We start from the raw sequence: 24,063 nt of genomic DNA, 5'->3' as shown, positions 1-24,063 counted from the left end.
TCAGAGCATGGCTTCCATGGATGACGTGATCGAGGAAGAGCTTGTCTACGGCGCCCTGCGCCGGGAGCGGCAATGGAAGAAGATCGCCGGCATCTGCGCCGCCTTCGGCGCTGTTGCCTGCCTGACGACTGCGGCGCTGGCGATTCTCTCCGTCCCCACGCCTCCTGTCGTCGTCGCCATTGATGCCGAAACCGGCCTCGCCCTGCCGGAAGCCCATGTGCGTGCGAGAACGCTTCTGGAGCGTCCGGCGGTGATCGAGTCCAACATCTATCGCTATGTGCTTGATCGCGAGACCTACAACCAGCTCGACAATGATGCCCGCATCATGCGTGTGCTGGCGCAATCGGCCGGCAATGCCGCGGCATCGTTGCGACAGCTCTGGACCAGCGGTCACGATAATTACCCGCCGACGTTCTATGGTCCCCAGGCCCAGATGGATGTGGAAATCCTCAGCATCACCCTGATCTCGAACAATCGGGCGCAGATCAGGCTCCGTAAGCGCCTTTCCTCCAATCGGGGAGACAGCACGGGGCTGTTCACCGCAACAATGCTCTTTGAGTTCAACCCGGAAGCCGCGCGCTCGATCGACGATGTTTGGCGCAATCCATTTGGATTCACCGTCCGGGAATACGCCATCCGGTCGGATCGGCTGGAATGAGAGATTCTGGGGCACCTATGATTTTCAGAGCCTTTATATTGTCCGTATCGACCGTCGTTTTCACCGGCATGGCAATCGCCGAGGTGACACCGGCGCGCGGCCCGCACGATCAGCGTGTCCGGGTTGCAACCTATGTCGATGGGCAGGTTTATCGAATCAATGTCAGCCTGACCCATGTCACCAGCGTCGAGTTTGGTCCGGGCGAAACGATCCGGTCCATTATTGCCGGCGATACGGAAGGCTTCGATTTCGATGCCGTCCCGGGCGGTCGGGCCTTTGCGATCAAGCCGCTTGCCCGCGGAGTTTCCACGAATATCACCGTCTATACCAATCAGCGGAGCTACTACTTCACCGTTCATGAAACCACGGGCGCAACGCATTATGTGGTCCGTTTCAACTATCCTGGAAGCCACACCACGCCTGCCGCCGCCGTTGCCGCCGCGGCCCCGAATACCCGCTATGGCGCAAACGATCAGACCGAAATCACTCCGGTTTCTGTCTGGGATGACGGAACGCATACCTATTTCCGCTTCGCACCGAACGCCCCGATGCCCGCAATCTTCAGATTTGCCGACGGTCGGGAAAGATCGGTCAACAGTATGCCACATGAGGACGGCGTGATGCGTGTTTCGGGCGTAAGCGGGCGATGGGTGCTCAGGCTTGGTGACCGGGTGGTCTGCATCGAGGCTTTGCCGGAGGTGAGTTCGTGACCGAAGAAGAAATCAACCTCAACAAACGCCTCGAAGAAATTTCAGGCGGGCCGGTCCAGAGCGGCAGATCGAAGCCCTCGCCGGCGGTGGCCATTCTCGGTGTAGCGGCAATCGGAATCGGCGGTGGCCTGATATATCTCCTCTCGAATGGCGACCGGGCCGAGCCTCCCTTGCCAACTGCGGTTCCAGACGAGTTTCAGCAAGCTGGCCCGGGGTTTGGCCAGGTTCCCGCCTGGCCGCCCGAACCAGCTCCCGCTCCCGTCCAGTCCGAACCTGCGCAGGCGACAGGCCCGAGCGAGACAGAAATCGCACTGATGGAAACTGTTGCTGCGTTGCGGGCGGAGATCGAGGCGATCAGGGCAGCCACACCTTCGACCGATGACAGCGCCGCACGGGCCGCACAAGAACAGATCGACCTTCTTTCCCAGCAGTTAGCGCAACTGCAACGGGACGCGGAACAGCGTGAGCGTGAACGGCAGCGCGAAGCGCAGGAGCGCGATCGCGAACTGCGCCGCCTTCAAAGCGAACTCGACCTTGCCCGCCTCGCCCCGCCTGCCCCTGCGGCTTCTGCTGTCGATCCCGAATGGGAAGCCGAGCAGGCGAGGCTCGAAGAGTTGCGCAGGCGGCGCGAGGCCGAGGCCGCCGCCCTTGATGCCCGCATCCGGTCGCCCATGATAGCTTATGGCAGCGGCGGAACCGACAGCGATCCCGCCGCGGAAGCCCGTCTGCATCCCGATGACGCCTTCGTGCGGGAGGGGGCCGCCGTCGCCCGCGTGACGCAGGCGGTGGTGATCGCCAACCCGTCGAATACGGTCGTCCAGGGCACGATCATCCAAGCGGTCATGACCACGGCGCTGGACAGCTCGCTCCCCGGCACAGTCCGGGCCATCGTGAGCGAGGATGTGCATAGCTATGACGGGGCGCGGGTTCTGATCCCGAGGGGATCGCAGCTTGTCGGCCGCTACAATGCCAGGATCGCTATAGGCCAGCAGCGCGTGACGGTGGCCTGGGACCGGATAATCCTGCCCGACAACCAGTCGGTCGAGCTGAGCGCCTATGGTGCCGATGCTCTGGGCAGATCGGGCACGACGGGCGCGGTGGACAATCGGTTCGGCGCCCGGTTCGGATCGGCCGCTCTGGTTTCGCTGATCGGTGCCGGCCCGGCCATTGCCGCGGCGCAGATCGACGACACGACCACGCGGGATACCGCCCGCGGGGTCACAGAGGACCTGCAAGACACGACGGGCTCAATCATGTCGGAATACATGCGGCTGCCTCCGATCATCCGCGTCGATCAGGGTGCGCGGATCGCCGTGATGGTGGATCGCGACCTGGAGATCTTCTGATGAGCGCGAGCTGGCTGGAAGCGTCTCTCGACCTGCTGGGTGACGATGTTCGCCGCGAGGACCTGATCGAGCTGTGCATCAACCCCGATGGGCGGAAATGGGTCGAGCACCGTGGCGCGACCCATATGGCGGATACCCGCAGCACGGTTTCCGAGAAGGATGCCCGCGATCTGGCGCACAGGATAGCTTCTTCGGCCAAGGCAACCTTGAGCGACAGCAATCCGATCATTTCATGCAGCGTGGAATACAGGGGGCGGCTGATCCGGGCGCAGGTGGTGCATCCTCCGGCGGTCAGCGGCGGCGTCGCAATATCCTTGCGCTTCTTCTCGACCTTGCCCCTCGACCAGATCGAGCTGAAGTATCTCTACGGGCAGCAACGCTCTCTCGAAGCCTTGCGCCGCGAGCGGAACAAAGAGCTACGGGAAATCGTGAAGGGTGGCGACCTCTACCAAGCCATCCGGTTCTGTGTCGCGCACAAGCTGAACATGATCATCGCCGGCGGAACATCGACGGGTAAGACGGTCGCCGCCCGGAAGATCCTGAGCTTCGTGCCCGCAGTCGAGCGGATCGTAACCATCGAGGATGCCGCGGAGCTTCTTCCGCCTCAGCCGAACACGGTCACATTGCTGGCTGACCGGGAGAACCCAAAAAGAACGGCAGATAGCCTGCTGACCGCGACGCTTCGGCTGCGCCCCGACAGGATCGTGCTCGGGGAAGTCCGCGGGCGTGAGGCGCTGACCTTTCTCGAAGCCATCAATACCGGCCACGGCGGGTCTCTGACGACCCTTCATGCGGAAACCCCCCAGCTCGCTGTTCAGCGTCTGGCGATCGCGGCGCTGAAAACGGAGGTGCCCATGACCTATGCCGACATGATCGACTATATCGAGGCGTCGATCGACGTGATCATCCAGGCCGGTCGGGCCGATGGACAGCGCGGCATTGCAGAGTTCTACCTTCCGGGCGACCAGGCCGAAGGCACCGCGGGCCGCCCGAAGCTGCACGCTATTTGACAGGGGGCAGACATGAAGATGCTGAAGATGACGGCGGCATTGGTCGGATGCCTGGGCAGTGCCGCGGCGGGTCAGCAACTCGATCTGACCCTGCCCGATATGTCTGATCCGGCTGCACGGGCCGAAACCTGCGCCAGCCACAGGGTCGAGAATCCGACTCCGGCCTGGACCTTCGGCCTGTCGGCCCGAGAAGGATACCGGGCGCTGCTGCTGCAACAGATTTACCGCGCTATGGCGGCCGAGGCGGTGGTCGAGGCCCAAAGCTGCACCTGCGAGACCCGCTACCCAAGCTGGGATGCGGCCGATGCGATCTATCAGGAACGCTATCACGGTCTCGATATGTTCGAGCACCAGAGGATCGGCCGGGAATACAACCAGCACTATAATCGCTTCCGGCGCGACATGCTTGCCCTCTGCGAAACCCTCGAAGCACAGGGATAGCCATGGGCTTTGTCGAATGGCTCCTGACCCAGACCGAGGCTTTCCTGAACGCGACGGCCTCAAGCCAGTTCGGCGCTATGGCAGCGGCCTTGGGCACGATCTTCATCCTCCTGGCGACGGTGCTTATCGTAGTGGTCCTGATCAACTTCGTCCTTCAGGTCCGGTCGATGGACGGCCGCACCGCGGTCCTGCTGCTGGTGAAGCTGTCGCTGATCAACATCTTCGCGTTCAACTGGACGCAGTTCAACCTCGTGACCAATGCCGTGATCGACGGACTCAACAGGATCGCGGCGGCGCTGATCGCGGCGGTCAGCGGCGGGGCGCCGGGCGGGGGCGGCTTCATGTCATTCGCCCAGTCCTTCGACGGGATCATCGCGGAATTTTCCAACTATCTGAACGCCGCGACGAGCAACATGGGCTGGATGACCGGCGCGATGGTCGGCGGCATTGGTGCAGGTATGCTGGGCCTGCTGGCCGCCCTTTGCGCCGGCATCCTGATCTTCACCAAGATCATGCTGAGCTTCATGTTCGCCATCGCGCCGATCATGCTGATCGCCTCGATGTTCGAGGTCACCAAGGACTACTTCCATCGGTGGCTGACGAACACCGTCAGCTATGCCCTGTATCCGGTGGTCATCGCCGGCATCTTCTCCACGATCATCGGTTTGACGACAAACCTTGCCGCTGTGCTTGGTGATCCCGAGGACGCAACCTCGATGGGCCAGCTCATCCCCTTCTTCGCCATGATCCTGCTGTCGATGGGCCTGATGGCGGTCACGCCGATACTGGTCAGCTCCCTGTCCGGCAACCTTGCCATGGCTTCGGCGAGCGCCCTCGCGGGTCAGGGGATTATGCTCGGTTCCATGGCAAGGGCGGGCGCCAGCGCCGCCGCCCTGACCGCGCTAAGGTTTGGGAGGGGCGCAGCGAATACCCAGGTCCACCAGGCACAGGCATCCCGAGGGGTTGCCCCTGCCGCCGCCGTGGCGGGAAGGATAGCCGGCAGCACCGCACAGAAAGCCGGCCAGGCGATCAATCGCATGGTCACACGCAATCGGACGCTTTCAAAGTGATCAGATGAAACCGACCCGGAGCTGGTGGCCGGTCGCCTCGGCGTAGCGCCGCAGCGTCGAAATCGAGGGCGAAACCCGGCCACCCTCCAGCCGCGCGATGGCCGACTGCGTGGTGCCGATCCTCTCGGCCAGCTCGGCCTGCGTTAGTTTCGCTTCCAGCCGGGCTCGGATCATGGTTTCGATCAGCGTGAACTCGGCATCGGCGCGGGCGTATTCCTCCCGGACCTCCGGGTTCTCCATCAGCTTCTTCTTCAGATCAGCCAGCTTCGTCATTGGTCCACCTGTTTCATCCGCTCCCATGCAAGCTCCAGGGCCTGCTTCGGGGTCTTGGGTGTTTTCTTCACAAAGACGTGGAGAACGACGACGCGCCGCCCCGTCACGGCGACGTAGATGCCTCGCGCGATCCCCTCGGCCGCCTTCGCCCGCAACTCCCAGAGCTTGCCTTCGAGGTGCTTGACATGGGGCTCATGGATTCGGTCCAAACCCACGTTTTCCACCATTTCCATCAAGCGCAGGAGCCGGGCCTGTAGCTTCGGGGGAAGTGCTGCGATCTCGGCGTCTACGACCTCCAGGGTCTCCACAGTCCATCTCATATTCGCTATATACCCGATCCGCTATAATTTTCAATGCCCGGTTTCCCAGCCGTTCCCCTCGGATACCCGTGAGCACCGGAACCGAGGCCGAATCCATGGCCGCACCAAGATGAACACCTGCGGCGATCAGGGGCACGGCAACCGCGCAGCGCGCGCCCTGCCCTCCTATACGCCGGTTGCCTCGTGCTGGAACAGATCGAGTTGCGTGTCGGGCTCATACTTCGCAACCAAAGCCTCAAGGTCGCCGGCAGCCGCCTCGATCTCGGAAATCATCTGTTCTTCGTCTACCTCGGCCGAGGCGGTGCCGGAATCCGACGGAACGTCCTGCGGGCCTTCCGGGGAAGCCTCCAGCATGGCCTGGACTACCTGGCCCTTCTCCAGCCGGACGCCGGATGCCCCGCGCAGCGGACCACGCGATCTGCGCGCACTTTTCGGGGCTTCGGCCTCGGGTTCTGGCTGAGGACCGGCCTCGTCGGCGATAGGGAACGCCGGGAACTGCGCGGCCTTCAGCTTGTGGACCTCCTGGCGCAACTCGGCAATCTCCGGCGAGGGCTCGGGGGGATAAGGGTGCGGGCCGGTCTGCGCCTGGTGCAGAGCCTTGAAATAGGGATCTTCATAATAGACGATGCGCTTCGCCCGGATCGGGTGCTGCGCATCCACCACAAGCACCACGTCCTCAAGGCTCATGCGCCTGGCTTCATCTTCGGGCAGCAGAGACACTTCCTCGGTGCGTTCAGAAATGGTGCGACCCTTGAACGGGTTGGCCGTGATCGACCTCGATTTCGTGACCACGCGCTTGGTCGTCTTGCCCACGGCGCGGGAAAGCTCCTCGACCGTCTTTTCCTCAGAAGGGGTGAGGTAGAGTTTGACCCCTGCCCCACCCTGCAAGCTGAGGCGCGTGTTCTCCCCGTAGATTTCATCAAGCGCCGGGATCGTCTGGGTGACGATGGCGAGGTTACCGCCATAGGCCCGCAGCGTCTTTATGCTCTCGGCAACGATGGGCATCTTCCCCAGACGGTCGAACTCGTCGAGAAGGATCATGACCGGCCACGGCTCATGCTTGGCGGGCTCCTTGGCCTGCAAGGATACGATCAGGTCGGAGAAGAACAGGCGGATCAGCGGCGCAAGCGGCTTGATCATGTCCGGTTCCACCACGAGGTAGATCGACTGTGGAATCCGCCGGATGTCGCGGAACGAGAAATCCGAAACCGCGGTCGCGGCGTCTATCGCCGGGTTCGACCAGGTTTTCAGACCGCTGGTCATCAGCAGCGAGAGGTAGGACGTGAGCGTATCGTTGTTGGTGGAGGCCAGCCGCTCGAAGATCAGCTTTGCCGCAGGGTTTCGGACTTCCTCCGACCGCAACAGGTATTCCTGCCGCTTGTCGCCCCCCGAAGCCGCGATCCGGTAGATTTCACCCAAGGTCGGCGTGCCACGCTCGAACGCGAGCATCCCGGCCGCGACGAAGAGGTCGATACCTCCGTCCAGAAGGCCGGCGACCCGATCATTGTCTGCCTGAAGGAACAGGTTGGCGGTCAGTTGCAGTTCCATGAGCTGCCGGTTGGGGTTCTCGATCCTGGCGATACGATCGAGCGGGTTGTAGCGATGCGTGGCCCGGTCCCAATCGCTGGGCGCGAAGCGGAAGATCTTGTCCCCCTGCCCTTTCCGGTGGCGCGACGTGTTCAGGAAGTTCTCACCCTTCACGTCCAGGACGACACTCGATCCCTTGTAGAGGAGAAGATTTGGTATGACGAAGCCGACACCTTTGCCGCGGCCGGTGGGTGCAACGACAAGACAGTGCGGAAACTGGGCGGAAGCCAGATACTTGCCTGCCTTCCCGGGCCGGGTCGTCTTGGCGAGGACGAAGGATCGCCCCCCTGCCCCGAAGAAGCCGTTGGCCTTCAGGTCGGCAAAGGTTTGCCAGCGCGTCTGGCCGAACCGGGTCAATGCTTCGCCAGCCAGAACGGCACCGACATAGAGGCCGAGAACGCCGGCGAGGCCGATGATGACCATGGACGCCTTGAAATCGTCGGGACGGTGCAGGCGCAGATCGGACCAGTTCCCCGCGAGGAACCCGAAATCCGGGTTGGACAGTTGTGAGAAACCGAAAATCCGGGCGATCAGGTAGGAATTGGCGATCACATAGCCGATGCTGAGGAACGTCAGGACGACGATTAGAAAGCCCGCCAGCGGGCGATACTTCGACATGATGCCCCCGGTCAGTGCTTCAGGTTGCTATCGGTGTCGCGCAACTGCTCGACGCCATGGCGATGCCGCACGATCTCGCCCAGAACGCGATCCATGGCGGGGCCGCTGGCCGTCGCCTTGTTGGCCTGAAGATAGCTCTTCGCAAGCTCAAGCTGGTGAAGCCGATTGTCGGTGATCCTGTCCAGCACCTCGACATTGCCGGATTGAAGCTCCTTGATGTCGTCGGGCGTCAGGCGCGCGTCGATCTGATCGACAAGGCGCTGCTGATCGGCTTCGGACATGGGTTCGACCTTGCCACTGCTGGCCTGGCGCATCACCGCCACCAACTCCGGGGCGGTCTGCTCAAGATGCCGACGCTCGGCGTAGGTCTGGCGAATGCGGTCCTCGATTTCGATGCTGCGCTCGCTGATTTGAGCCCTAGACGCGCCTCTGGCACGGAGCTGGTTGATCTCGCCTTGAATCACTTCCCTCAGCTCGTCATCCGGCATTTCGGCACGATAGCGGGCCAAAGTGCGGGCCTCTTCGGTGATCGGGCCAAGGCGCTCGGACGGATCGCGCATGGCAAGCTCCATATCGCCGGCATGGAGCGTCCGCGCGTTTTCTGGAACGGCATGTCTGGGCGGCCGCATGAAGTCGGTCGCCTGTTCCCATGCCATCGTCGCCAGCTCGGCATGTTGCCGCGACCGCTGCGCGAAGCCCTCGAAGGCAACCCGAGCGTCCTCGACCTCCTGCCGCCCTGCCCTGCGCATCGCCGGGTCGTCGGAATACGGATAGCTGAAATCCGTCCTGCGGAACTGGCTGACGAGCTGACGGAAGTCCTGCCGTTCCCCTTCGCTGAACACGTCCGGTCGGCTGCGCTCGATCTCGTCATCCGACAGCCGGACATTTTCCTCGCGCAGGACCGTCGCGAGCCGGTCCTGAACGGCGGACAATTCCCGCAGCGCCTCGTTCAGATCCTCGTCCCGCTCCAGATCGAGACCCTTTTCAGCCGCAATCGCCCGAAGGTCCTCCGTTTCCCATTCCCTTTCGACGGCAACGGTCTCAGCCCTGACCGCAACCCGCTCGGTGACCTCTTCGGCACGGATGCCGGTGCCCTGCAGGGCGTGTTGAACCCGGGCCTGCACCTCGGCCCTTTCCAGGATTTCGCGTGTATCCGGCCTGTTGGCGGTTGCTGAGTAAACCCCGGCATCGCTGGCCCGTTCGTTCAGTTCATGCGACCTGTCGCCCAAGGGACGCAGGCGCTCGATCCGGGCTAGAATCTCCGCCAGCTCCTTCTGGGCGCCGGGACGATCCTTTGCGTCGATTCTGGAAATCCGGTCCACGGCGGTGTCGTAAGCGGCGTTGAAACGGTCGATTGTGGAATCGAGGGTGCGTTCTGACATGACAACCTCCTGAACGGTCGCAACAGGGTTGTGGTGGGTGAGTGCCTGCCCTGCTCGCAGGACACTGGCGGCTCGGATAAGGCGGTCTGCCTCTGCGGATCGCTTAAACTGGGTTGCCGCTTCGGCCATATCGGCGATGGTCGAGGCCGAGGCGGCCGCGGCGCGCTGCCCGATCGCAAGGGCAGTGCCGGTCCGCATCGCCTCGACGGGAGCACGGCCTTCGGCCTTGGCGCGGTAAATTTCTTCGATAGGAGCCCGCCACGTCATGACACCACGCTCGATCCTGCGTGTCGCCTCCACGGTCACGCCATGCCGCTCGCCAACCTCCACCATGGCCTCCCGGAAGGCGTCGTAGTTGTAGTGGTGGTCCTTCGACAGGTAGAAAAGCTCACCCTTGGCGACATTGCTGTAGCGGTTAAGGATTATGTGGGCGTGCTTGTGGTCGCGGTCGTCATGCACTGCGATCAGGTAATCGTAGTGTTCCGTCGCGTTCTGGAACTTCTCGGCGCAGATTTCCGAGGTAATCGCCGCAACCTGCTGGATTGTCGTCCCCCTGGGGAATGCCATGATCATATGCGTGGTATGCCCCAACCTCGGCTTGTGGGTCCAGCTATCGGCCCAGGTCTCGGCAACCCGCTTGATTTCCTTGTCGGTCAACACCTCCCGCCCATCAAAGCGTCCGGTCGGATCAACGATGATGGTGGACTTCTGACAGACATAGGCAAGCTGGTTTCGGAGCTGCGCGGTGGTGTGGCATCCCCCCTTCTTCACCGGCTTGAATACCGCCGGCGGGACTCCCTTCGCCGCCCGGAGCAACATTCGGCCCCGTGTGCTTCTGGCCGCTGCGATTCCGACATGGGGTGTTCGTTCGGTCCTGAAACGATTGACCTTCGACCACCCTTCCCCGAACAGCTCTCCGATGATCCTAGCCTTCATCGGCGGCCCCATCATCGTCTAGGACTTCGCGCAGCACGCTTTCGAGCTGCTGCCGCCGCCTGTTGATCACGGCCTGAAGATCGGTCCGCAAGTCCTGAACCAGCACGGAAATCTGGCGCACTTCCGCAAGCTCGGCCTTTGAAACCGTTCCCGGCGACCCGATCATCGCGGCCTGATTGAGGCGCCGCGCGATCTGGTTGACGTTCGATCCGACCTTTGCCAGCTCACCGACGGCTCGCCGAACCTCATCCGAAAGCTGTTCGTCGGGTGCGAAGAAGCCCGAAGCACCATAGATCATCCGCCGCAACGCCTCGGATCGGCTCCTAAAATCGAGGCGCGAGATCACCGCATCGAAGCTCATGACGGCCTCGGCGTCGATCCTGACGGCTATCGTCGTGTCCTTCTGCTGCGCCGTTATCTTCCGCTGCTTCTCCGCCGCCAGAGCCATTCTGACGGCCCGGTCCGAAATCCCGAATCTCACCGCAAGTTCCTTTGTTCCAACGCCTTTTCGACGTTGGGCTAAGGAGCGCCTGGCGCTGCTTTGCCGTGAGGCGGCGGCCGTTCGACATGCGGAAGTTAACAACTCTATTTCTTGCCAACTTCAGGAGGGTGAACAGTTGTGCCACCGATGTCAATTCCAGAGGACCCGGCACAACGTCGTTCACTCTCCTGGCCGCCTGAGCGGGGCCGAAGGCTCCGCGAAGCCCCGGCGCTTGCGCCGCGCCCTGCCCCAACGGGGCCGGGCCTCGGGCGATGCAATCGCCCCGCCGCCGCGCCGACGGCAAGGCGGCCGATCCAGCCGACCCGCAGCGTCCCTATGGGGCGCTGCGGGTCGGCTTCCCTTTCCAAGGCAAGATATGACCGGGATCGAGGTCGATGATTGCCGAGAGCGATGCGCTTGAAGGCTGCGCCGGATGCGGATAGTCGCCCAGGAATGCCCGGGATCAACTCCCAAAGGTCAATACACAACAGAAGCAAGCCAATTGCCAATTTCCAATTATCAACAGTCAAAAGACAATCGCCAATATCCGGCAAAGCTATGGGCGCTTAGCCATGCCCGACGCAGCGCGCCTGCCCCGCCCCCTTTCGCGCCCACGGGACAGCCACGACCGACTCCATAAACGTCGTTCACTCAGGCAACTCGCAACTATCAACCGCCCAATGCCAAAGCTCCACATCCAATACCCAACCGATAAGCCTGAACCCTCCGCAGTGAGCCCGCCAGGTTCAGGGTCAGCAACAGTCAACCACCAAATTCCAACAGACCAACTTCAACGACCAAAGCCCACCTAGCAACAAGCGGAACACAACATCCAACACCCAATCATCACTAGACAACCACCAACGGGTGAGAGATAAAGGACAAAGATCAAACTCCACCAGTCACCAAACAACAGGCAACAGGCAACAGGCAACAGGCAACAGGCAACAGGCAACAGGCAACAGGCAACAGGCAAGATCGAGCGGCACAGCGGTATAGTCAACAGCCGACACCCAAAAGCCAACGATCAACACTCAAAAGACAATAGGCGCGAGCCAACGGCCAACAGACAACGAAAAGACTATCGAGAAGGATCAACCATGCCGAACGAGAACATGACGACAATCGCCATTGTCGGACAGAAGGGCGGGGCCGGTAAGACGACATTGGCCAGGGTTCTAGCCTCGGCCGCTCTCGCGTCGAAGCAAAGAGTCCATGTCATTGATACCGATCCGCAATCAGCCTTTTCGAGGTGGTATGCACGGGTCAGCAAGAACGGCGGTGGGGCGCTGCCAGAGGATCGGTTCCATATCGAGGTCCAACATGATGCGGATGCCCTTGCGGCCCGCGTTGACGAGCTATACGAGGCCGGCGACACCGACCTGGTGCTGATCGACACCAAGGGCGAGCTGACCGAATGGACCGGCAAGGTGATGCGTGAAGCCGATCGGCTGATCATGCCAGTGATGCCCACACCGACCGACATAGAAATCCAGCTCCAGACGCTGGATTTCTACGAGGATCTTCGGGAGATGCACCCGGATGACTTTCCGCCTCTAGCCTGTGTCCTGACGCGCGTTCCGCCCAATGGCAAGCGATCCAAAGCCGAGGAACGATCCGTCGCGGAGATTGCGAGCCAGTTCCCGATTGTGCCTACCGTCCTCGTCGCCCGGGCCAGCTACATCAAGATGGATGAAGAGGGTTTCCTGCATGTGCTGCGGCAGCGGATCGCGGAAAATCCGGCGGAAAGGCTGCAAGTGAAGAACATCGAGGAAACGCTGAGCGAGGCGGTAGACATCTTCAACGAAGTGATGGAGTTCACCGATGAAGGTTAAACTCGAAGGGGCAGGGCGGTCTCGTCGCGAGCGGATGGAAGCCCGCCGCTCCATCCCGGTTCCGACCGATGGCCTGCCGCCCAAGCTAACCACCGGCGGAGAGACGGAAGCGCCCGACGCGAAGGCGATGGACCTGCTCAACACCGAAACCGCGCATCCGCCGGTGCCTGCTGTCGCCCCGCCTTCCGGGGATGCCGGGACCGCCGCTGAAATCTCGGAACCGTCGCCCGCGCCGGAACGGCCTGAGCCACCTGCGGGCGAGGCTTCGCCAGAAAGGTCTGCGCCACCACGGATCGCCGCGGAACCGAAGCCCCCGAAGAGGGCGGCCACTCGAACCACTGCAAATGCGGGCGGCAAGGCCGATACGGCCAAGGTCAAAGTCGCAATCTTCCTGTCCGACGAGGATGCCGCTTTCCTCGAAGCAGAAGCGCAGAAGATCGGGGGCGTAACCCCGGAAATGCTCATGCGCAAACTGATCCGGGAGTTCGATGCGCCGATGCTGACGCTGGACCCCGCCCAGGAACCCGAGTTGAAACCGGCCGGCAAGGTCGTGCGCAAATACCGCGCCGACCTGATCTTTCCGGTGTCATCCGCCGTTCTGGCACGCTATCGGGCCAAGTATGACAAGCTCGGCGCCTACAGCGACGGGCTCCTTGTCCGGCACGAAGCCGTGCCCGCGTTCAGGAGCCACATCCTGAACACGGCGAGGCAACTCGGGAAGTAGGTTTGCCCATGAAGAAACTGGTTGCGGCATTGCTGGTTGTGCCTGCCATAGCCCATGCGGATAGCTGGTCGCATTCAACCATGCGCGGCCTCGATCTCTACCAGGCCAGCGGGGCAGGCGGGATCGCCGTCAATGTGATCTGCGACCCCGCCCGTGTCTATGGATCGGACAATTCCGGCATCGAGCTTCAGCTTGGCGCTGCCGGTGCCCCCAGCGGGCCGGTCGTTTTCAAGGCTGAGGGAACGTCGCTGGAAGCGACGGCGTTCCGCGGACGGATCGGACCGAATGCGCCGGCGTGGTCTGCCATGCTCGATCTGCTCGGCGCCGAAGGGGCGGTGCAGATCGAGCATGGCGGCGCGGTGTATTCGCTGGACCTGCAAGGGCCGGCGGCCTTTTCATGCAGCGCATAGGGCCTGTCCCAGCGTGCCGGGACAGGCCCTATTTTCGAGCGCCGCGCCCGACAGGGTGGGGCGCTCGAAAATCTTCCCGCCATCACCTCCATGAAAAACCCCGCCATCGCTGGCGGGGCTCCTGCTGCTTTCCGGCCTCCGTCATGCCGCCAGAGTGGAAGGGTTCCGCTCTGCCCTCTGGGTGATGAGGTCATATGCCTTCTGAGCCTCGCTTGCGGCGGTGAAGATCAGCCGCTTGTCGTCTTTCAGTGCCCGCAACCAGCTTTCGACATAGGCGGCGGACTGCTCGAAGTCGGGCACAAGGCCAAGATGGGCGCAAACCATGCAGGCCCCGATCTCGGCAATCAGTTCCTCGAAGGCATAGGCGGTCCGGTCCCGGCCCTTCTTCAGGCGGTCCAAGCGGCTGCTGTGGCCGGTCCAGTGGGTCAGCTTGTGGGCCAGGGTGGCATAGTAGCCGTTCGCGGAATGGAAGGTCGCAATCGGCGGCATGTGGATGTGGTCGTGCTGCGGATGGTAATAGGCTTGCGGTTCGTCGCTCGTCTCGATCCGCGCCCCGACATTGGCGAAAAAGCCCTCAAGGGTGGGATCGGGCGCGGTGCCGAGGTCGCGGGCCTCGGTCGCCTTCTCGATGTAGTATTCCGGGGGCAGGTTCTCGATCTGCTCGGCGTTGAAAACCCGGTAGGCTTTGGCGAAGCTGAACCTGACTTCCTCCCCGTCCTCGCTCTCGCGCTCGGCCTGTCCGTAATAGACCACGGTGGTCGATTTCTCACCCTTGCGGACATGCGCCCCAAGCTCTTTCGCCTGCTTGAAGGTGAACCAGTAGGGCGACGCATATCCCTTCTGGACCGCTGTCAGCCAAAGCATGATGACATTGATCCCGCGATAGGCTTCCCCGTTGGCGCGCAGGGGGAAAGCCGCACCCGTCTTTTCTCCGGTCCAGGGCTGGCGCCACGGCGCGGTGCTCGCTTCCATCGCAGCAATGATCGCATCCGTGACATAGGCGTGAACGTCGAATTTCTCAGCCATTTGTGGCCTCCTATGGTGGGGGCGGAGGGTCTTTGCCCTGATCCGCCGATGGGCAGCGCCTCGCCGGACTGACTTCGGGAAACGCATGTTTCCCCGGAGGCAGAGCGGAGAGGGCGCAGCCCGACCCGCGGCCGGATGGCTGGCGGTCATGGGGCAGGGGGCTGGGGTGGTGCGGCCCGCAGCCGCAGGCGAGGACACGGCCCTGCACCCTGACGACGCCACCGGCGGCGCTTGCCCTTTGACGGCCAGACAGCCGGATGCGTGGCGGACAAATCCACCAAACAGGAAAGGCGTCGGGCAGGGGGTGAGCCGGGCAGGGCCCGGTCGATCCTCCGGCACGGCTGCGGTTCGACCACGATCCGCGCGCCCCGGCGCGGATCACATCCGATCTTCTTCCCGCCGTCGGATCGCCAAGAGGGCCGTTCTACACGGGGCAACACATCTGCGGGCAGTTGACCACAAGGGCCTCACCTACCTTTGCGCTGTGGGGGCGCCGTCCGGTTCGGCCCTTGCAAGCCCCGGCCTGCCGGCCGGGGTGGACAACTGCCAGACCCTGCAGAAGGGGGCAGCTCTACCCGCGCGAGGTGCGCGGGGGTCGCAAAAGGGATCGTCACCCGAATGGGCCGAGACGGCGGGACTGGACCGACCATGCCGCCGCGCCGTGTGCTGGCTCGGATCGAGACAGGGACCGGCGCTTTCCGGCGGCAGGGAGGGGAGGGACCAGAGGCTCGGGGCGCGCGGACGCCCATGGCGGCCCAAGCCTGGAGCCCGGTCCCGTGCGTCCGCGCGGGATTTGCCCATTGCGGAGATATGCAAAAGCGCCTATCTTGGATATGCTATAGAGATAGGCGGAAGGATGGTCAGATGCCGCTGTTCATCAGGGATGACGAGGTGAATGACCTTGCCGACAAGTTCGCAAAGCTGACCGGCAAGAACAAGACCGAAGCCGTGCGGATGGCGCTTATGGCGCAGATCGACGCCTACCGGAACCATGAGACCCTGGCGAATCGCATTGCGCAGGTCCAAGAGAAGGCCGCGGCAACGCTGGGGCTCGAACCGGACGGCTGGGACGACAAGGCGCTGATGGACGAGCTTTCCGGGGAACCCGATGTTCATTGACGCCTCGGCCATCGTGGCGATCCTGAAGCGCGAACCGGAATCGACGGCGATGATCGCGGCGCTGAAAGCGGCAGACAAGGCGTTCTGTTCGCAGATCGCCCGCTGGGAGGCGGTGGTCTCGTTGGCGGTGCAAGCCTCGCGGAAGAGGGGCTTCCAGACCATGACCCCGGAAGATCTCGAAGCGGCAGAGGTCGCGGTGCATGAGCTGCTGCATGAAATCGGCGCCAAGGACGTGCTTCTGGGCGATGCGATCGGCAAGCTCGCCCGCGAGGCGGCGGGCCGCTACGGCAAGATCGCGGGCCATCCCGCGCAGTTGAACATGGGCGACTGCTTCGCCTATGCGGCGGCGAAGAACTACCGGGTGCCGCTGCTCTACAAGGGCGAGGATTTCTCGAAAACCGATCTGGCGTGACCGCAAGGACGGGCAGGCTCGCCCGGTCCGCTAACCGGCGTCGAACAGCCCCGCCGCCGGGTTCTCGGTGATCTCGACATCCGCATAGTATTTCTGGGCCTGCTGCGGCGAGCGATGGAGCGAAAGCTTCATCGCAGCTTGCAGCGGAGCCCCATCGCGCGCGGCCTGGGTCAGGAAGCCTGACCGCAGCCCGTGCGGCGAAGCCCAGCCCGCCGGCAGGCCGGCGTCGCGCAACAGCCGGCGCAGGATTTCGGCCACCCCGACGGCCGAAAGCCGATTGCGGCCCAGGGTGTCGTGCCGGGTGATGCGCCGGAAGATCGGGCCGGAGGTCAGCCCGGCGGCGTCGATCCAGGCCACCAGTGTCCGCGCCGGGGTCCCCTGAAGCACCAGGCGCGGCGTGTCGCCCCGCGTCGTGGTCTTGGTGCCGGGCAGGCGCAGCCAGACCAGGCCCTCGGCATCGAAGGCCGTCAGGTCGAGGTCATCGACATCGAGGGCGACGATTTCCGACCGCCGCCGCCCGCCCGAGGCCCAGCCGAGGGCGAGGACGGCGCGGTCGCGCAATCCGCGCAGACCCGGCCCGGCGGCGTCCATGAGCTGATGCAGCACCTCGCGCGTGACCGGATGGGCGGATTTCGGGGCAGGGGCGCGATCCGCCGCGCGGCGGGCCTTGGCCCGCGTCTCGCGCAGGATCGGCGCCTCGAACGGGCTGGTGAAATTGCGCATCCGGTGGAAGGCCCGCCAAGAGGCGATGCGGCGGTCGAGCGTCGAGGGGGCCGGGCAGGCGAGGCCGCGGCGCAGCCCGGCGGCGATCAGCGCCTCGGCCGCCGCCCGGGCGGCATCACCGGCAGGGGCCTCGGCCAGATCGCGGCTGTGATCCAGCACGAAGGCCAGCGCCACATCCTCGCGCTCGGGCCAGTGCGGCCCGGCGCCGAAACGGTGCTGACGCCAGGCGGTGATATAGCCGAGGTCGCTTTCCCAGGCCCGGAGCGTGTTCGCCGGCGTCCCGCGCACGAAAAGCTCGGTCAGCCGGTCCATGTCGGACTGGGAGAGGCCGACAGGGGAGGGCAGGGGCGCGCTGCGGAGTTTTGCTGGCGGTTTCATGGCGCGAGGATGGGGCTTCCGGGCTGATCTGTCAACCTGCGATAATCGCAAATTATCGCAGGTTGAGGTGCCGCCAGAAAATTGGTTCAGTAAAGCGCATAATATGCTAATTTTGGCCCTGTGAAAATCGAACGCCCACATATCAGGGCCGATGAGCCGGACGCCGAAGAGGGCGAAACCGGCCCCTATGACGCCGCGCCGTCCGAGGACGATCTGTGGTTCCTGCCCGGGCCGGACCCGAACGACGACACCGATCCCTTCGCGCCGCCGCTGCCCCGGGCATCGCGACAGGCGCTGTTCGATCCGGCGGAATGGCGCGCGGCGGAGGCGGCGCTGGCGCAGCCGCTCGCCGATCTGGCGCTCGATCTCGGTCGCCTGATCGAGAGGGTCGAGGCTCTGGGGCCGCACGCCTGCGAGCGACTGGCCCAGGCCGAGGCGGCCGCCCTGAGCTGGTGGACCGGCGACCGGATCGCGCCGGACCGGATCGCGCTCTGGCTGGCCCTGCGCATCGGCGCGACCGGCGAGGACAGCGCGGCGCTGATCCGCGACGCCTGGGCCGCGCGGCGGCTGGCGTCACCGAGACCGGCGGGGCAGGGGAGGGCGGCGGCGATCGCGGCCCATCTCGGCTTCGATGACGCCCTTCCCTCCGGCCTGGTCGAGGATTTCGCCGCCATGCTTCCGACGCCGGGCGAGTTGGGGCCGGTCGCCACCGGCTGCGCGGCGTTCCATGTCTGGCGCGCACTCGATGAACGCCCGCCGCATCTGCGCGACATCGAGGCGGCAGTGCTCGGTGCCCGTCTCGGGCTCGAAGGATCGGCACCTGGATTTCTGCCGCTGTCGCTGGCTGGAATGCGCGCCCTGACGCTCGCTGGACCCGCAGAGCGGCGACTGGAAGGCTGGATCGCCGGCGCGCACAACGCCGTGATGTCGGCGCTGATGACCATGGACCGGCTGCGGCGCTGGCGCGCGCGGGCCGAGGCCGCGACCGCCGATCTGTCCGGGCGGACGCCAGAACGGCTGATCGAGGGGCTGCTGCGCCATCCGATGATCGCGGCTCCGCAACTCGTGACCGAGACCGGCGCTTCCCGTAGGGCTGTGCTGCGCAACCTTGCGATTTTCGAGAAGCGCGAGCTGGTGCGCGAAGTCACCGGGCAGGGAAGGTTCAAGGTCTGGACGGTGAAGATTTGATCACTAGGTGTCGGGCGATACGGATACCCGCCACACCCGACGGGATGGTTTCTTAGTCGATACCCTTCCACAGGAATAGAACTAATGCGACATTGGCAGCGGCCAGAAGCGCCAGCACCTTCAGAGTCAGATCGGTCCCGGCAGCGGAGAGCAGCATTGCGCCCAAGGCTGGCGCAAGAGCCTGCGCGACCAGTGAAGGCCGCGCCAGCCTGCCCATCACCGGGGCGTAGCGGTCCGGCCCGAACAGGGCCAGTGGCAGCGCGCCCCTGGCTATCGAGAAGATGCCGTTCCCGGCCGCATAGAGGAAGATCGCAGCCCCGACGAGTGGCAGGCCGAGGGCCAGCATGACCAGGCCCACGGCGGACAGGCCCACCGCCCCGGCCAGCGTCCAGATCGGATGATGCCGTCCGCCGCTCGCCATCTCGATCAGCCGGGCCGTCACCTGGGCGGGGCCGATTAAGGCCCCGAGGGCGACGGCTTCGGCCAGGGACAGGCCCCGGCCTTGCAGCATGGTCAGCAGATGGACCGAAACGATGGTGACGGAGAGGCCCGCCAGGACCATGATCGCCATCATGGTGACATAGGCTCGCCGCTCCGGGCCGGAAAGCCGGATCGGGCCATGCCGATCTTCGGGGGCGGGAGCGGCGCGGCCGTTCCCCGGCAGGACGAAGAGGATCAGCGGCAGGCACAGCCCGAGCTGGATCGCCGCATAAGCGGCGCAGGACCAGCGCCAGCCCAGATGTTCGATGAAGAGTGCCGACAGCGGCCAGCAGACCGTGCTGGCAAACCCGCCCCAGAGTGTCAGCGTGGTGATCGCGGATCGGGCCTCGCGGCCGTAGATTCCGCCCAGGGTGGCAAAGGCCGCGTCATAGAGGCCCGCGCCCATCCCGATCCCGAGAACGACCCACCCCGCCACGAACACCGGCAGCACCGGCGCGGTGGCAAGGATCAGCAGCCCGGCGGAGAGCAGGAGGCTCGACAGCGCCAGCACGGGCCTGCCGCCATGACGCCGGATCGCCTCGCCCACGCGGGGCGAGGCCAGTCCGGCGACAAAGAGACCAAGGGACAGGCCACCGACGATCCATGACAGCGGCCAGCCCGTATCGGCGGCAATGGGTGCGGCGAAGACCGCGAGCAGGTAGTAGGAACTGCCCCAGGCGAAGATCTGGACGATCCCGAGGGCAGAGATCACCGGCCAGCGCCGGACGCTTGGCATTCCAGCGGCTGTCATCCTGCCTTCGCCATATCCGTCGCCTCGCGGGCCTTTGCATCATCTGGAAACCATCGGGCACCCAGCCGCAAGGCGACATGAACCAGCAGGATCAGCGCGGGCACCTCGACCAGCGGGCCGATCACCGCCGCGAAGGCGACCGGGGAGGCCAGGCCGAAGGCGGCGATGGCGACGGCAATCGCCAGCTCGAAGTTGTTGCCCGCCGCCGTGAAGGCGATGGCGGTGGTGCGGGGATAATCCGCCTCGATCAGCCGCCCCATGGCGAAGCTGACGATGAACTGGATGACGAAGTAGAGCGCCAGCGGCACCGCGATCCGCAGGGCATCGACCGGCAGCCGCACCACGTCGCCGCCTTTCAGGCTGAACATGGCAACGATGGTGAACAGCAGCGCCGCCAGCGTGATCGGCCCGATGCGGGGCAGGAAGGAGGTTTCATACCAGCCCTCGCCCCTGCGGGAGACGAGGATGCGCCGGGTCAGGAACCCGGCCGCGAAGGGGATGCCGAGATAGATCAGCACCGCCTCGGTAATGGTCCAGAAACTCACGTCGATCACGCTGCCTTCCAGCCCGAACAGCGGCGGCAGCACCGAGAGGAAGACCCAGGCATAGGTGGAGAAGAACAGGATCTGGAACACCGAGTTGAAGGCGACCAGCGCCGCGACATACTGACCGTCGCCTCGGGCGAGCTGGTTCCAGACCAGCACCATGGCGATGCAACGCGCCAACCCGATCAGGATCAGGCCGGTCATGTATTCCGGCTGGTCGCGCAGGAAGATCACGGCGAGCGCGAACATCAGCACCGGGCCGATGATCCAGTTCTGCACCAGCGACAGGATCAGCACCCGCCGATCCTGGAACACGCGGGGCAGTTCCTCGTAGCGCACCTTCGCCAGCGGCGGATACATCATCAGGATCAGGCCGATGGCGATGGGAATGTTGGTGGTCCCGACCGAGAGCGCATCGAGGGCGCCCGGCAGGCCGGGGAACACCGTCCCGAGCAGGATGCCGAGCGCCATCGCGGCGAAGATCCACAGCGTCAGCCAGCGGTCGAGGAAAGAGAGCCGTGAGGGCGGCGCGTGGGCAGTCATGGGCTTCGTCTCCGGTCAACTTGTGGTGGGCTTCAGGCGGTGGCCGTCAGCCCCCACCACGGCTTCCCCGTCCTCTTTCGAGAACGCGGCCCGTTGCGGCGGCAGCAGGTCCAGCACCGCCTCGGAGGGACGGCAGAGCCGCACCCCCTTGGGGCTGACCACGATGGGCCGGTTGATGAGAATCGGATGCGCCATCATCGCATCCAGAAGCTGGTCCTCGGACAGCGCCGGATCGCCAAGGCCGAGGTCTGCAAAGGGCGTTCCCTTCTCGCGCAGGAGCGACCGCACGGGGATGCCCATGCGGGCGACAAGCTGCACCAGCAGTTCCCGCGACGGCGGGCATTTCAGGTATTCGACCACATGCGGCTCGACGCCCGCGTTGCGGATCAGGCCGAGGGTGTTCCTGGACGTGCCGCAGTCGGGGTTGTGGTAGATCACCACATCCATGATCCGCCCTCACGCCACATCCGGCCGGGGCCGGGTTGCGCCCTCGGCCCGGCCGATCTCGCGCAGCCTGGTCGCAAGGCTCGACCGATCCAGCGAGGCCACCGGCAGAGCCGAGAAGGCCGCGATGCGGGCTTTCATGTAGCGCAGCGCATTGATGAAGGCCATCTTGCGCTCAAGCTCGGTGCCGACAGCAGCCGCAGAGTCTTCGATCCCCCAATGCGCGGTCATCGGCTGGCCGGGCCAGAGTGGGCAGACCTCCCCGGCGGCGTTGTCGCAGACGGTGAACACGAAATCCATCACCGGCGCGTCCGGGCGGGCGAACTCGTCCCAGCTCTTCGAGCGCAGGCCATCGGTCGGGTAGTGGAAGTTTTCCAGCACCTGCAAGGCGGTCGGATGGACTTCCGCCTTCGGATGGCTTCCGGCCGAGAAGGCGCGGAAGCGCCCGGCCCCGTCCTGGCGCAACACGCTTTCGGCGATGATCGACCGGGCCGAATTGCCGGTGCAGAGGAAGAGCACGTTGAACACGCGCGAGGTTTGGTCCGGCATCGCGTTCACCCGCAGCAGGGTTGCGCCCCGGCCGGGGCGGCGCAGCTCTTCTGGTCCTGAAGCCAGCGGTCGCGGGGCTTGCAGCTCGCCGGTCGCGGCGAGAGCGCCACGCGGACCTGCCCGCCTTCGATCCGGGGCAGCCTAGCCCGGTGAAGCTGCATCGGCTGCACCCCGTCGCTAACCTCGAAGGTCAGCTTCGCGCCGGGGTCCAGATCGACATGCTCGATCACCTTTCCGATGATCTTCACGAACTTGCCCGCAGGCATATGGCTGCGGTCCTCATTCACGTCCCAGAGCTGGATGAAGATCTCCGTCCAGCTTTCCGGGTTCGCGCCGCAGTCCAGCGCCTCGAAGCGGCCAGCCTTGACTTCGGTGACGTGGTAGCCGGGCTTCACGTCCCGGCCGTCATAGCTGAACACCAGTGGTAGATCGGCTACGCCGTCCAGTGCCGCCAGCAGCTCGCCGATGGTAATGTCTTCGGGGTCGGCCGCGCCGGTCAGCGCGCCGAGGTTGCCTTGAATGGTCATCTGCGATACCTTTCGATTCGACACTTTTAGGATTGTAGAAATATGCAGGAGCGTCAAGCCCTCGCCGCCTTCGCCGCGCTGTCCCAGGAAACCCGCCTGCGCATCCTGCGCCTGCTGGTCGTCGCCGGACCCGAGGGGCTGGCCGCCGGGCTGATCGCGGACCAGGCGGGGGTATCTGCCTCCAACGTCAGCTTCCACATCAAGGAATTGGAGCGCGCCGGGCTGGTGGCCTCACGGCGCGAGAGCCGTTCGATCCTCTACAGCGTCGATTTCGGGGCGCTGAACGGCCTGGTGCGGTTCCTGATGGAGGATTGCTGCGCCGGGCAGATCGGCCTGTGCGTCGATGCGGAGGAAACGGTAGTGTGTGACACACGCATGATCGACCAGCAGGGTGGCGGTCAAACAGCTGAGCGTTGACCTCCAGCTAGGTAGCTTTCCTCTGTCCGAAGGGGAAAAAGGCTGTCGATCGAACAATTAACCTGTCGCCGGACACTCGCCGCAAAGCGGCCCCGGCGCGGGTAGCGCCGGTCCTGCCTTCCTCGAGGCGCTTGCGCCCCGAGGAAGGCAGGACAACCTGATGGCAGAGGCCGCGACCCCTCCAGACATGCAAATGCCCCGCACGAAGGCGGGGCCAAGGTCTGGCTCGCATCAACCTATTGTCAGGCGGTAGTTCTCCAGCCATGTCGGGCCGTGCGTGTTACGCAGCCGATGCAGTTCGGGTTCGGCGCTGGCAGCTTCCCATTGGCGGCGAAGCTCTGCCTTCCAGAGGTGGCCGTGCAGGGCAGCGAAGGCGGCAAGCGCGGCCTGTTGCTTCGGGTCCGGTTCGGGCGGCTGGTCCGTGTCCCGCCCTCCGGGAATCCTGAACGGTCCGACCATGGCACCCGGCTGCGCCTTGGCGTATATCTCCGCGAGGATCTGGTTCTGGCGCTCTTCGGAAACCCCGGCCTCGGTCCAAAGCTCGCGCAACTGGCGTTCGTAGTCGTTCATGGTTCCTGTCTCCCTTGCAGCGGGCGGGGCTGCTGCACCCCGCCCGTGACCGGCTTCATTGCGAAAAGTCCCGGTAGGTTTCGGTGTCCTCGTAGCGGATGATTTCGACGCCATCGTCGGTCACGCCGCCGAAACAGGGGCCGACGAAGCCCGCCAGCTTGGGCTTGCCTTGCAGGCAGAGCCGCAGGCTGGTGCGGGTTTCGACGCCGGTGACAGCCAGCCCGAGGCGGTCAATCGCCTCCTCGATCCGGTCGCAAAAGACGGTCGTGTGGCAGCCGTCGATCTTCTGGACAATCTGAAAAGCCATGTCCGGCCTCCTGTGGTGCGAATTTGGGGGGGAGGGGTGGGCGTCAGCCCTCAACCGTGAACACGACCGTTTCGCCCTCGACGGTGTAGGGCACCGCCTTGGACAGAAGCTGCTCGATAGCCTCGACGGGCACCTGTGTGAAGGTGCTCGAAACGATGGTCAGAAGCTGCTCGCGGTCCCGCTCAAAGTGATAGCCGTTGATCGCCCATGCGATGATGCCGGGGGTGTGAACGGCGGAAGATGAGCCGAGCCGATATGTCGCCATTTGTGGCCTCCTATGGTG

At 64.4% G+C, this 24,063-nt stretch carries 28 protein-coding genes; 13 read left to right on the top strand and 15 right to left on the bottom strand.

Features of this window, described 5'->3' with window-relative positions:
- Positions 1–7 precede the first annotated feature (7 nt).
- From XINFAN_RS21390 to XINFAN_RS21365, 6 genes are read left to right on the top strand one after another with little or no spacing between them, the layout of a single operon-like run.
- Entirely contained in the window at positions 8–658 is a 651-nt protein-coding gene (locus XINFAN_RS21390) for a VirB8 family type IV secretion system protein (RefSeq protein WP_124088865.1), read from the top strand.
- 17 nt (positions 659–675) lie between these two features.
- On the top strand, positions 676–1,368 hold the full coding sequence (locus XINFAN_RS21385) for a TrbG/VirB9 family P-type conjugative transfer protein (protein WP_124088864.1): 693 nt from the start codon (positions 676–678) through the stop codon (positions 1,366–1,368).
- Complete coding sequence (locus XINFAN_RS21380) at positions 1,365–2,714, top strand: TraB/TrbI/VirB10 family type IV secretion system protein (RefSeq protein ID WP_199286507.1); 1,350 nt, start codon at positions 1,365–1,367, stop codon at positions 2,712–2,714. Before XINFAN_RS21385 ends, XINFAN_RS21380 begins: the two co-directional genes overlap by 4 nt.
- Positions 2,714–3,724 (top strand): ATPase, T2SS/T4P/T4SS family, encoded by a 1,011-nt coding sequence (locus XINFAN_RS21375; RefSeq protein WP_124088863.1) that lies wholly within the window; start codon positions 2,714–2,716, stop codon positions 3,722–3,724. The genes XINFAN_RS21380 and XINFAN_RS21375 overlap by 1 nt, the downstream gene beginning before the upstream one ends.
- A gap of 12 nt (positions 3,725–3,736) precedes the next feature.
- On the top strand, positions 3,737–4,165 hold the full coding sequence (locus XINFAN_RS21370; RefSeq protein ID WP_124088862.1) for a hypothetical protein: 429 nt from the start codon (positions 3,737–3,739) through the stop codon (positions 4,163–4,165).
- Positions 4,166–4,167: 2 nt separating this feature from the next.
- Positions 4,168–5,235 carry a TrbL/VirB6 family protein gene (locus tag XINFAN_RS21365; RefSeq protein WP_124088861.1) on the top strand — a complete coding sequence of 356 codons (1,068 nt, stop codon included), beginning with the start codon at positions 4,168–4,170 and terminating at the stop codon, positions 5,233–5,235.
- On the opposite strand, the gene XINFAN_RS21360 is transcribed toward XINFAN_RS21365, so the two are convergent.
- The 5 genes from XINFAN_RS21360 to mobC form a co-directional block, all read right to left on the bottom strand.
- On the bottom strand, positions 5,236–5,508 hold the full coding sequence (locus XINFAN_RS21360) for a helix-turn-helix domain-containing protein (protein ID WP_124088860.1): 273 nt from the start codon (positions 5,506–5,508) through the stop codon (positions 5,236–5,238). It lies immediately after the preceding gene.
- Positions 5,505–5,816: a type II toxin-antitoxin system RelE/ParE family toxin gene (locus XINFAN_RS21355; protein WP_199286505.1), complete on the bottom strand. Its 312-nt coding sequence runs from the start codon at positions 5,814–5,816 to the stop codon at positions 5,505–5,507. The genes XINFAN_RS21360 and XINFAN_RS21355 overlap by 4 nt, the downstream gene beginning before the upstream one ends.
- A 177-nt stretch (positions 5,817–5,993) precedes the next feature.
- Positions 5,994–8,033 (bottom strand): type IV secretory system conjugative DNA transfer family protein, encoded by a 2,040-nt coding sequence (locus tag XINFAN_RS21350; protein ID WP_124088858.1) that lies wholly within the window; start codon positions 8,031–8,033, stop codon positions 5,994–5,996.
- Positions 8,034–8,044: 11 nt separating this feature from the next.
- Complete coding sequence (locus tag XINFAN_RS21345) at positions 8,045–10,351, bottom strand: relaxase/mobilization nuclease domain-containing protein (protein WP_160144704.1); 2,307 nt, start codon at positions 10,349–10,351, stop codon at positions 8,045–8,047.
- A complete protein-coding gene (gene mobC, locus XINFAN_RS21340; protein WP_124088856.1) occupies positions 10,341–10,832 on the bottom strand; it encodes a plasmid mobilization relaxosome protein MobC in 492 nt (163 codons plus the stop codon). Before mobC ends, XINFAN_RS21345 begins: the two co-directional genes overlap by 11 nt.
- A 1,100-nt stretch (positions 10,833–11,932) precedes the next feature.
- On the opposite strand from mobC, the gene XINFAN_RS21330 reads away from it, so the two are divergent.
- The 3 genes from XINFAN_RS21330 to XINFAN_RS21320 are packed head-to-tail and all read left to right on the top strand — an operon-like array spanning position 11,933 to position 13,801.
- Positions 11,933–12,667, top strand: a complete 735-nt coding sequence (locus XINFAN_RS21330; protein ID WP_124088854.1) for a ParA family protein — start codon at positions 11,933–11,935, stop codon at positions 12,665–12,667.
- Positions 12,657–13,391, top strand: coding sequence for a hypothetical protein (locus XINFAN_RS21325; protein WP_124088853.1), 735 nt, complete (start codon positions 12,657–12,659; stop codon positions 13,389–13,391). Before XINFAN_RS21330 ends, XINFAN_RS21325 begins: the two co-directional genes overlap by 11 nt.
- Before the next feature lie 8 nt (positions 13,392–13,399).
- Positions 13,400–13,801 (top strand): hemin uptake protein HemP, encoded by a 402-nt coding sequence (locus XINFAN_RS21320; protein ID WP_148087165.1) that lies wholly within the window; start codon positions 13,400–13,402, stop codon positions 13,799–13,801.
- A gap of 141 nt (positions 13,802–13,942) precedes the next feature.
- Here the strand turns inward: XINFAN_RS21320 and XINFAN_RS21315 are convergent, their stop codons facing one another.
- On the bottom strand, positions 13,943–14,827 hold the full coding sequence (locus XINFAN_RS21315) for an ArdC family protein (protein ID WP_124088851.1): 885 nt from the start codon (positions 14,825–14,827) through the stop codon (positions 13,943–13,945).
- Between the two features lie 864 nt (positions 14,828–15,691).
- Here XINFAN_RS21315 and XINFAN_RS21885 point away from each other — a divergent pair.
- A complete protein-coding gene (locus XINFAN_RS21885) occupies positions 15,692–15,946 on the top strand; it encodes a type II toxin-antitoxin system VapB family antitoxin (RefSeq protein WP_160144703.1) in 255 nt (84 codons plus the stop codon).
- Positions 15,936–16,358: a type II toxin-antitoxin system VapC family toxin gene (locus XINFAN_RS21305; RefSeq protein WP_124088849.1), complete on the top strand. Its 423-nt coding sequence runs from the start codon at positions 15,936–15,938 to the stop codon at positions 16,356–16,358. The genes XINFAN_RS21885 and XINFAN_RS21305 overlap by 11 nt, the downstream gene beginning before the upstream one ends.
- 30 nt (positions 16,359–16,388) lie before the next feature.
- Here the strand turns inward: XINFAN_RS21305 and XINFAN_RS21300 are convergent, their stop codons facing one another.
- Entirely contained in the window at positions 16,389–17,459 is a 1,071-nt protein-coding gene (locus XINFAN_RS21300; protein WP_124088848.1) for a tyrosine-type recombinase/integrase, read from the bottom strand.
- A 120-nt stretch (positions 17,460–17,579) separates the two neighbouring features.
- On the opposite strand from XINFAN_RS21300, the gene XINFAN_RS21295 reads away from it, so the two are divergent.
- A complete protein-coding gene (locus XINFAN_RS21295) occupies positions 17,580–18,647 on the top strand; it encodes a helix-turn-helix domain-containing protein (RefSeq protein ID WP_233352468.1) in 1,068 nt (355 codons plus the stop codon).
- 52 nt (positions 18,648–18,699) lie between these two features.
- Here XINFAN_RS21295 and XINFAN_RS21290 read toward each other — a convergent pair whose 3' ends face one another.
- From XINFAN_RS21290 to XINFAN_RS21270, 5 genes are read right to left on the bottom strand one after another with little or no spacing between them, the layout of a single operon-like run.
- Positions 18,700–19,863, bottom strand: a complete 1,164-nt coding sequence (locus XINFAN_RS21290) for an MFS transporter (protein ID WP_124088847.1) — start codon at positions 19,861–19,863, stop codon at positions 18,700–18,702.
- Positions 19,864–19,874: 11 nt separating this feature from the next.
- Positions 19,875–20,966 carry an ACR3 family arsenite efflux transporter gene (arsB, locus tag XINFAN_RS21285; RefSeq protein WP_124088846.1) on the bottom strand — a complete coding sequence of 364 codons (1,092 nt, stop codon included), beginning with the start codon at positions 20,964–20,966 and terminating at the stop codon, positions 19,875–19,877.
- A 15-nt stretch (positions 20,967–20,981) separates the two neighbouring features.
- Positions 20,982–21,413, bottom strand: a complete 432-nt coding sequence (gene arsC, locus XINFAN_RS21280) for an arsenate reductase (glutaredoxin) (RefSeq protein ID WP_124088845.1) — start codon at positions 21,411–21,413, stop codon at positions 20,982–20,984.
- A 9-nt stretch (positions 21,414–21,422) separates the two neighbouring features.
- Complete coding sequence (locus XINFAN_RS21275; RefSeq protein WP_124088844.1) at positions 21,423–21,959, bottom strand: arsenate reductase ArsC; 537 nt, start codon at positions 21,957–21,959, stop codon at positions 21,423–21,425.
- A gap of 5 nt (positions 21,960–21,964) precedes the next feature.
- Positions 21,965–22,486, bottom strand: coding sequence for a DUF6428 family protein (locus XINFAN_RS21270; protein WP_124088843.1), 522 nt, complete (start codon positions 22,484–22,486; stop codon positions 21,965–21,967).
- 42 nt (positions 22,487–22,528) lie between these two features.
- Between XINFAN_RS21270 and XINFAN_RS21265 the strand changes: the two genes are divergently transcribed.
- Positions 22,529–22,903 carry an ArsR/SmtB family transcription factor gene (locus XINFAN_RS21265; protein WP_124088842.1) on the top strand — a complete coding sequence of 125 codons (375 nt, stop codon included), beginning with the start codon at positions 22,529–22,531 and terminating at the stop codon, positions 22,901–22,903.
- A 231-nt stretch (positions 22,904–23,134) separates the two neighbouring features.
- Here XINFAN_RS21265 and XINFAN_RS22085 read toward each other — a convergent pair whose 3' ends face one another.
- The 3 genes from XINFAN_RS22085 to XINFAN_RS21250 form a co-directional block, all read right to left on the bottom strand.
- Positions 23,135–23,473 (bottom strand): hypothetical protein, encoded by a 339-nt coding sequence (locus XINFAN_RS22085; RefSeq protein ID WP_199286504.1) that lies wholly within the window; start codon positions 23,471–23,473, stop codon positions 23,135–23,137.
- A gap of 55 nt (positions 23,474–23,528) precedes the next feature.
- Positions 23,529–23,780 carry a hypothetical protein gene (locus XINFAN_RS21255; RefSeq protein ID WP_124088841.1) on the bottom strand — a complete coding sequence of 84 codons (252 nt, stop codon included), beginning with the start codon at positions 23,778–23,780 and terminating at the stop codon, positions 23,529–23,531.
- Positions 23,781–23,823: 43 nt separating this feature from the next.
- Positions 23,824–24,063 (bottom strand): hypothetical protein (locus tag XINFAN_RS21250; RefSeq protein ID WP_233352466.1); only part of this gene is annotated, 240 nt, incomplete at its 5' end.

Origin of the sequence: Pseudogemmobacter humi (genome assembly GCF_900609055.1) — a bacterium.
GTDB classification, from domain to species: Bacteria; Pseudomonadota; Alphaproteobacteria; order Rhodobacterales; family Rhodobacteraceae; genus Pseudogemmobacter; species Pseudogemmobacter humi.
Note: the sequence above shows the minus strand (reverse complement) of the source record. Positions and strands in the feature narration are given on the sequence as shown.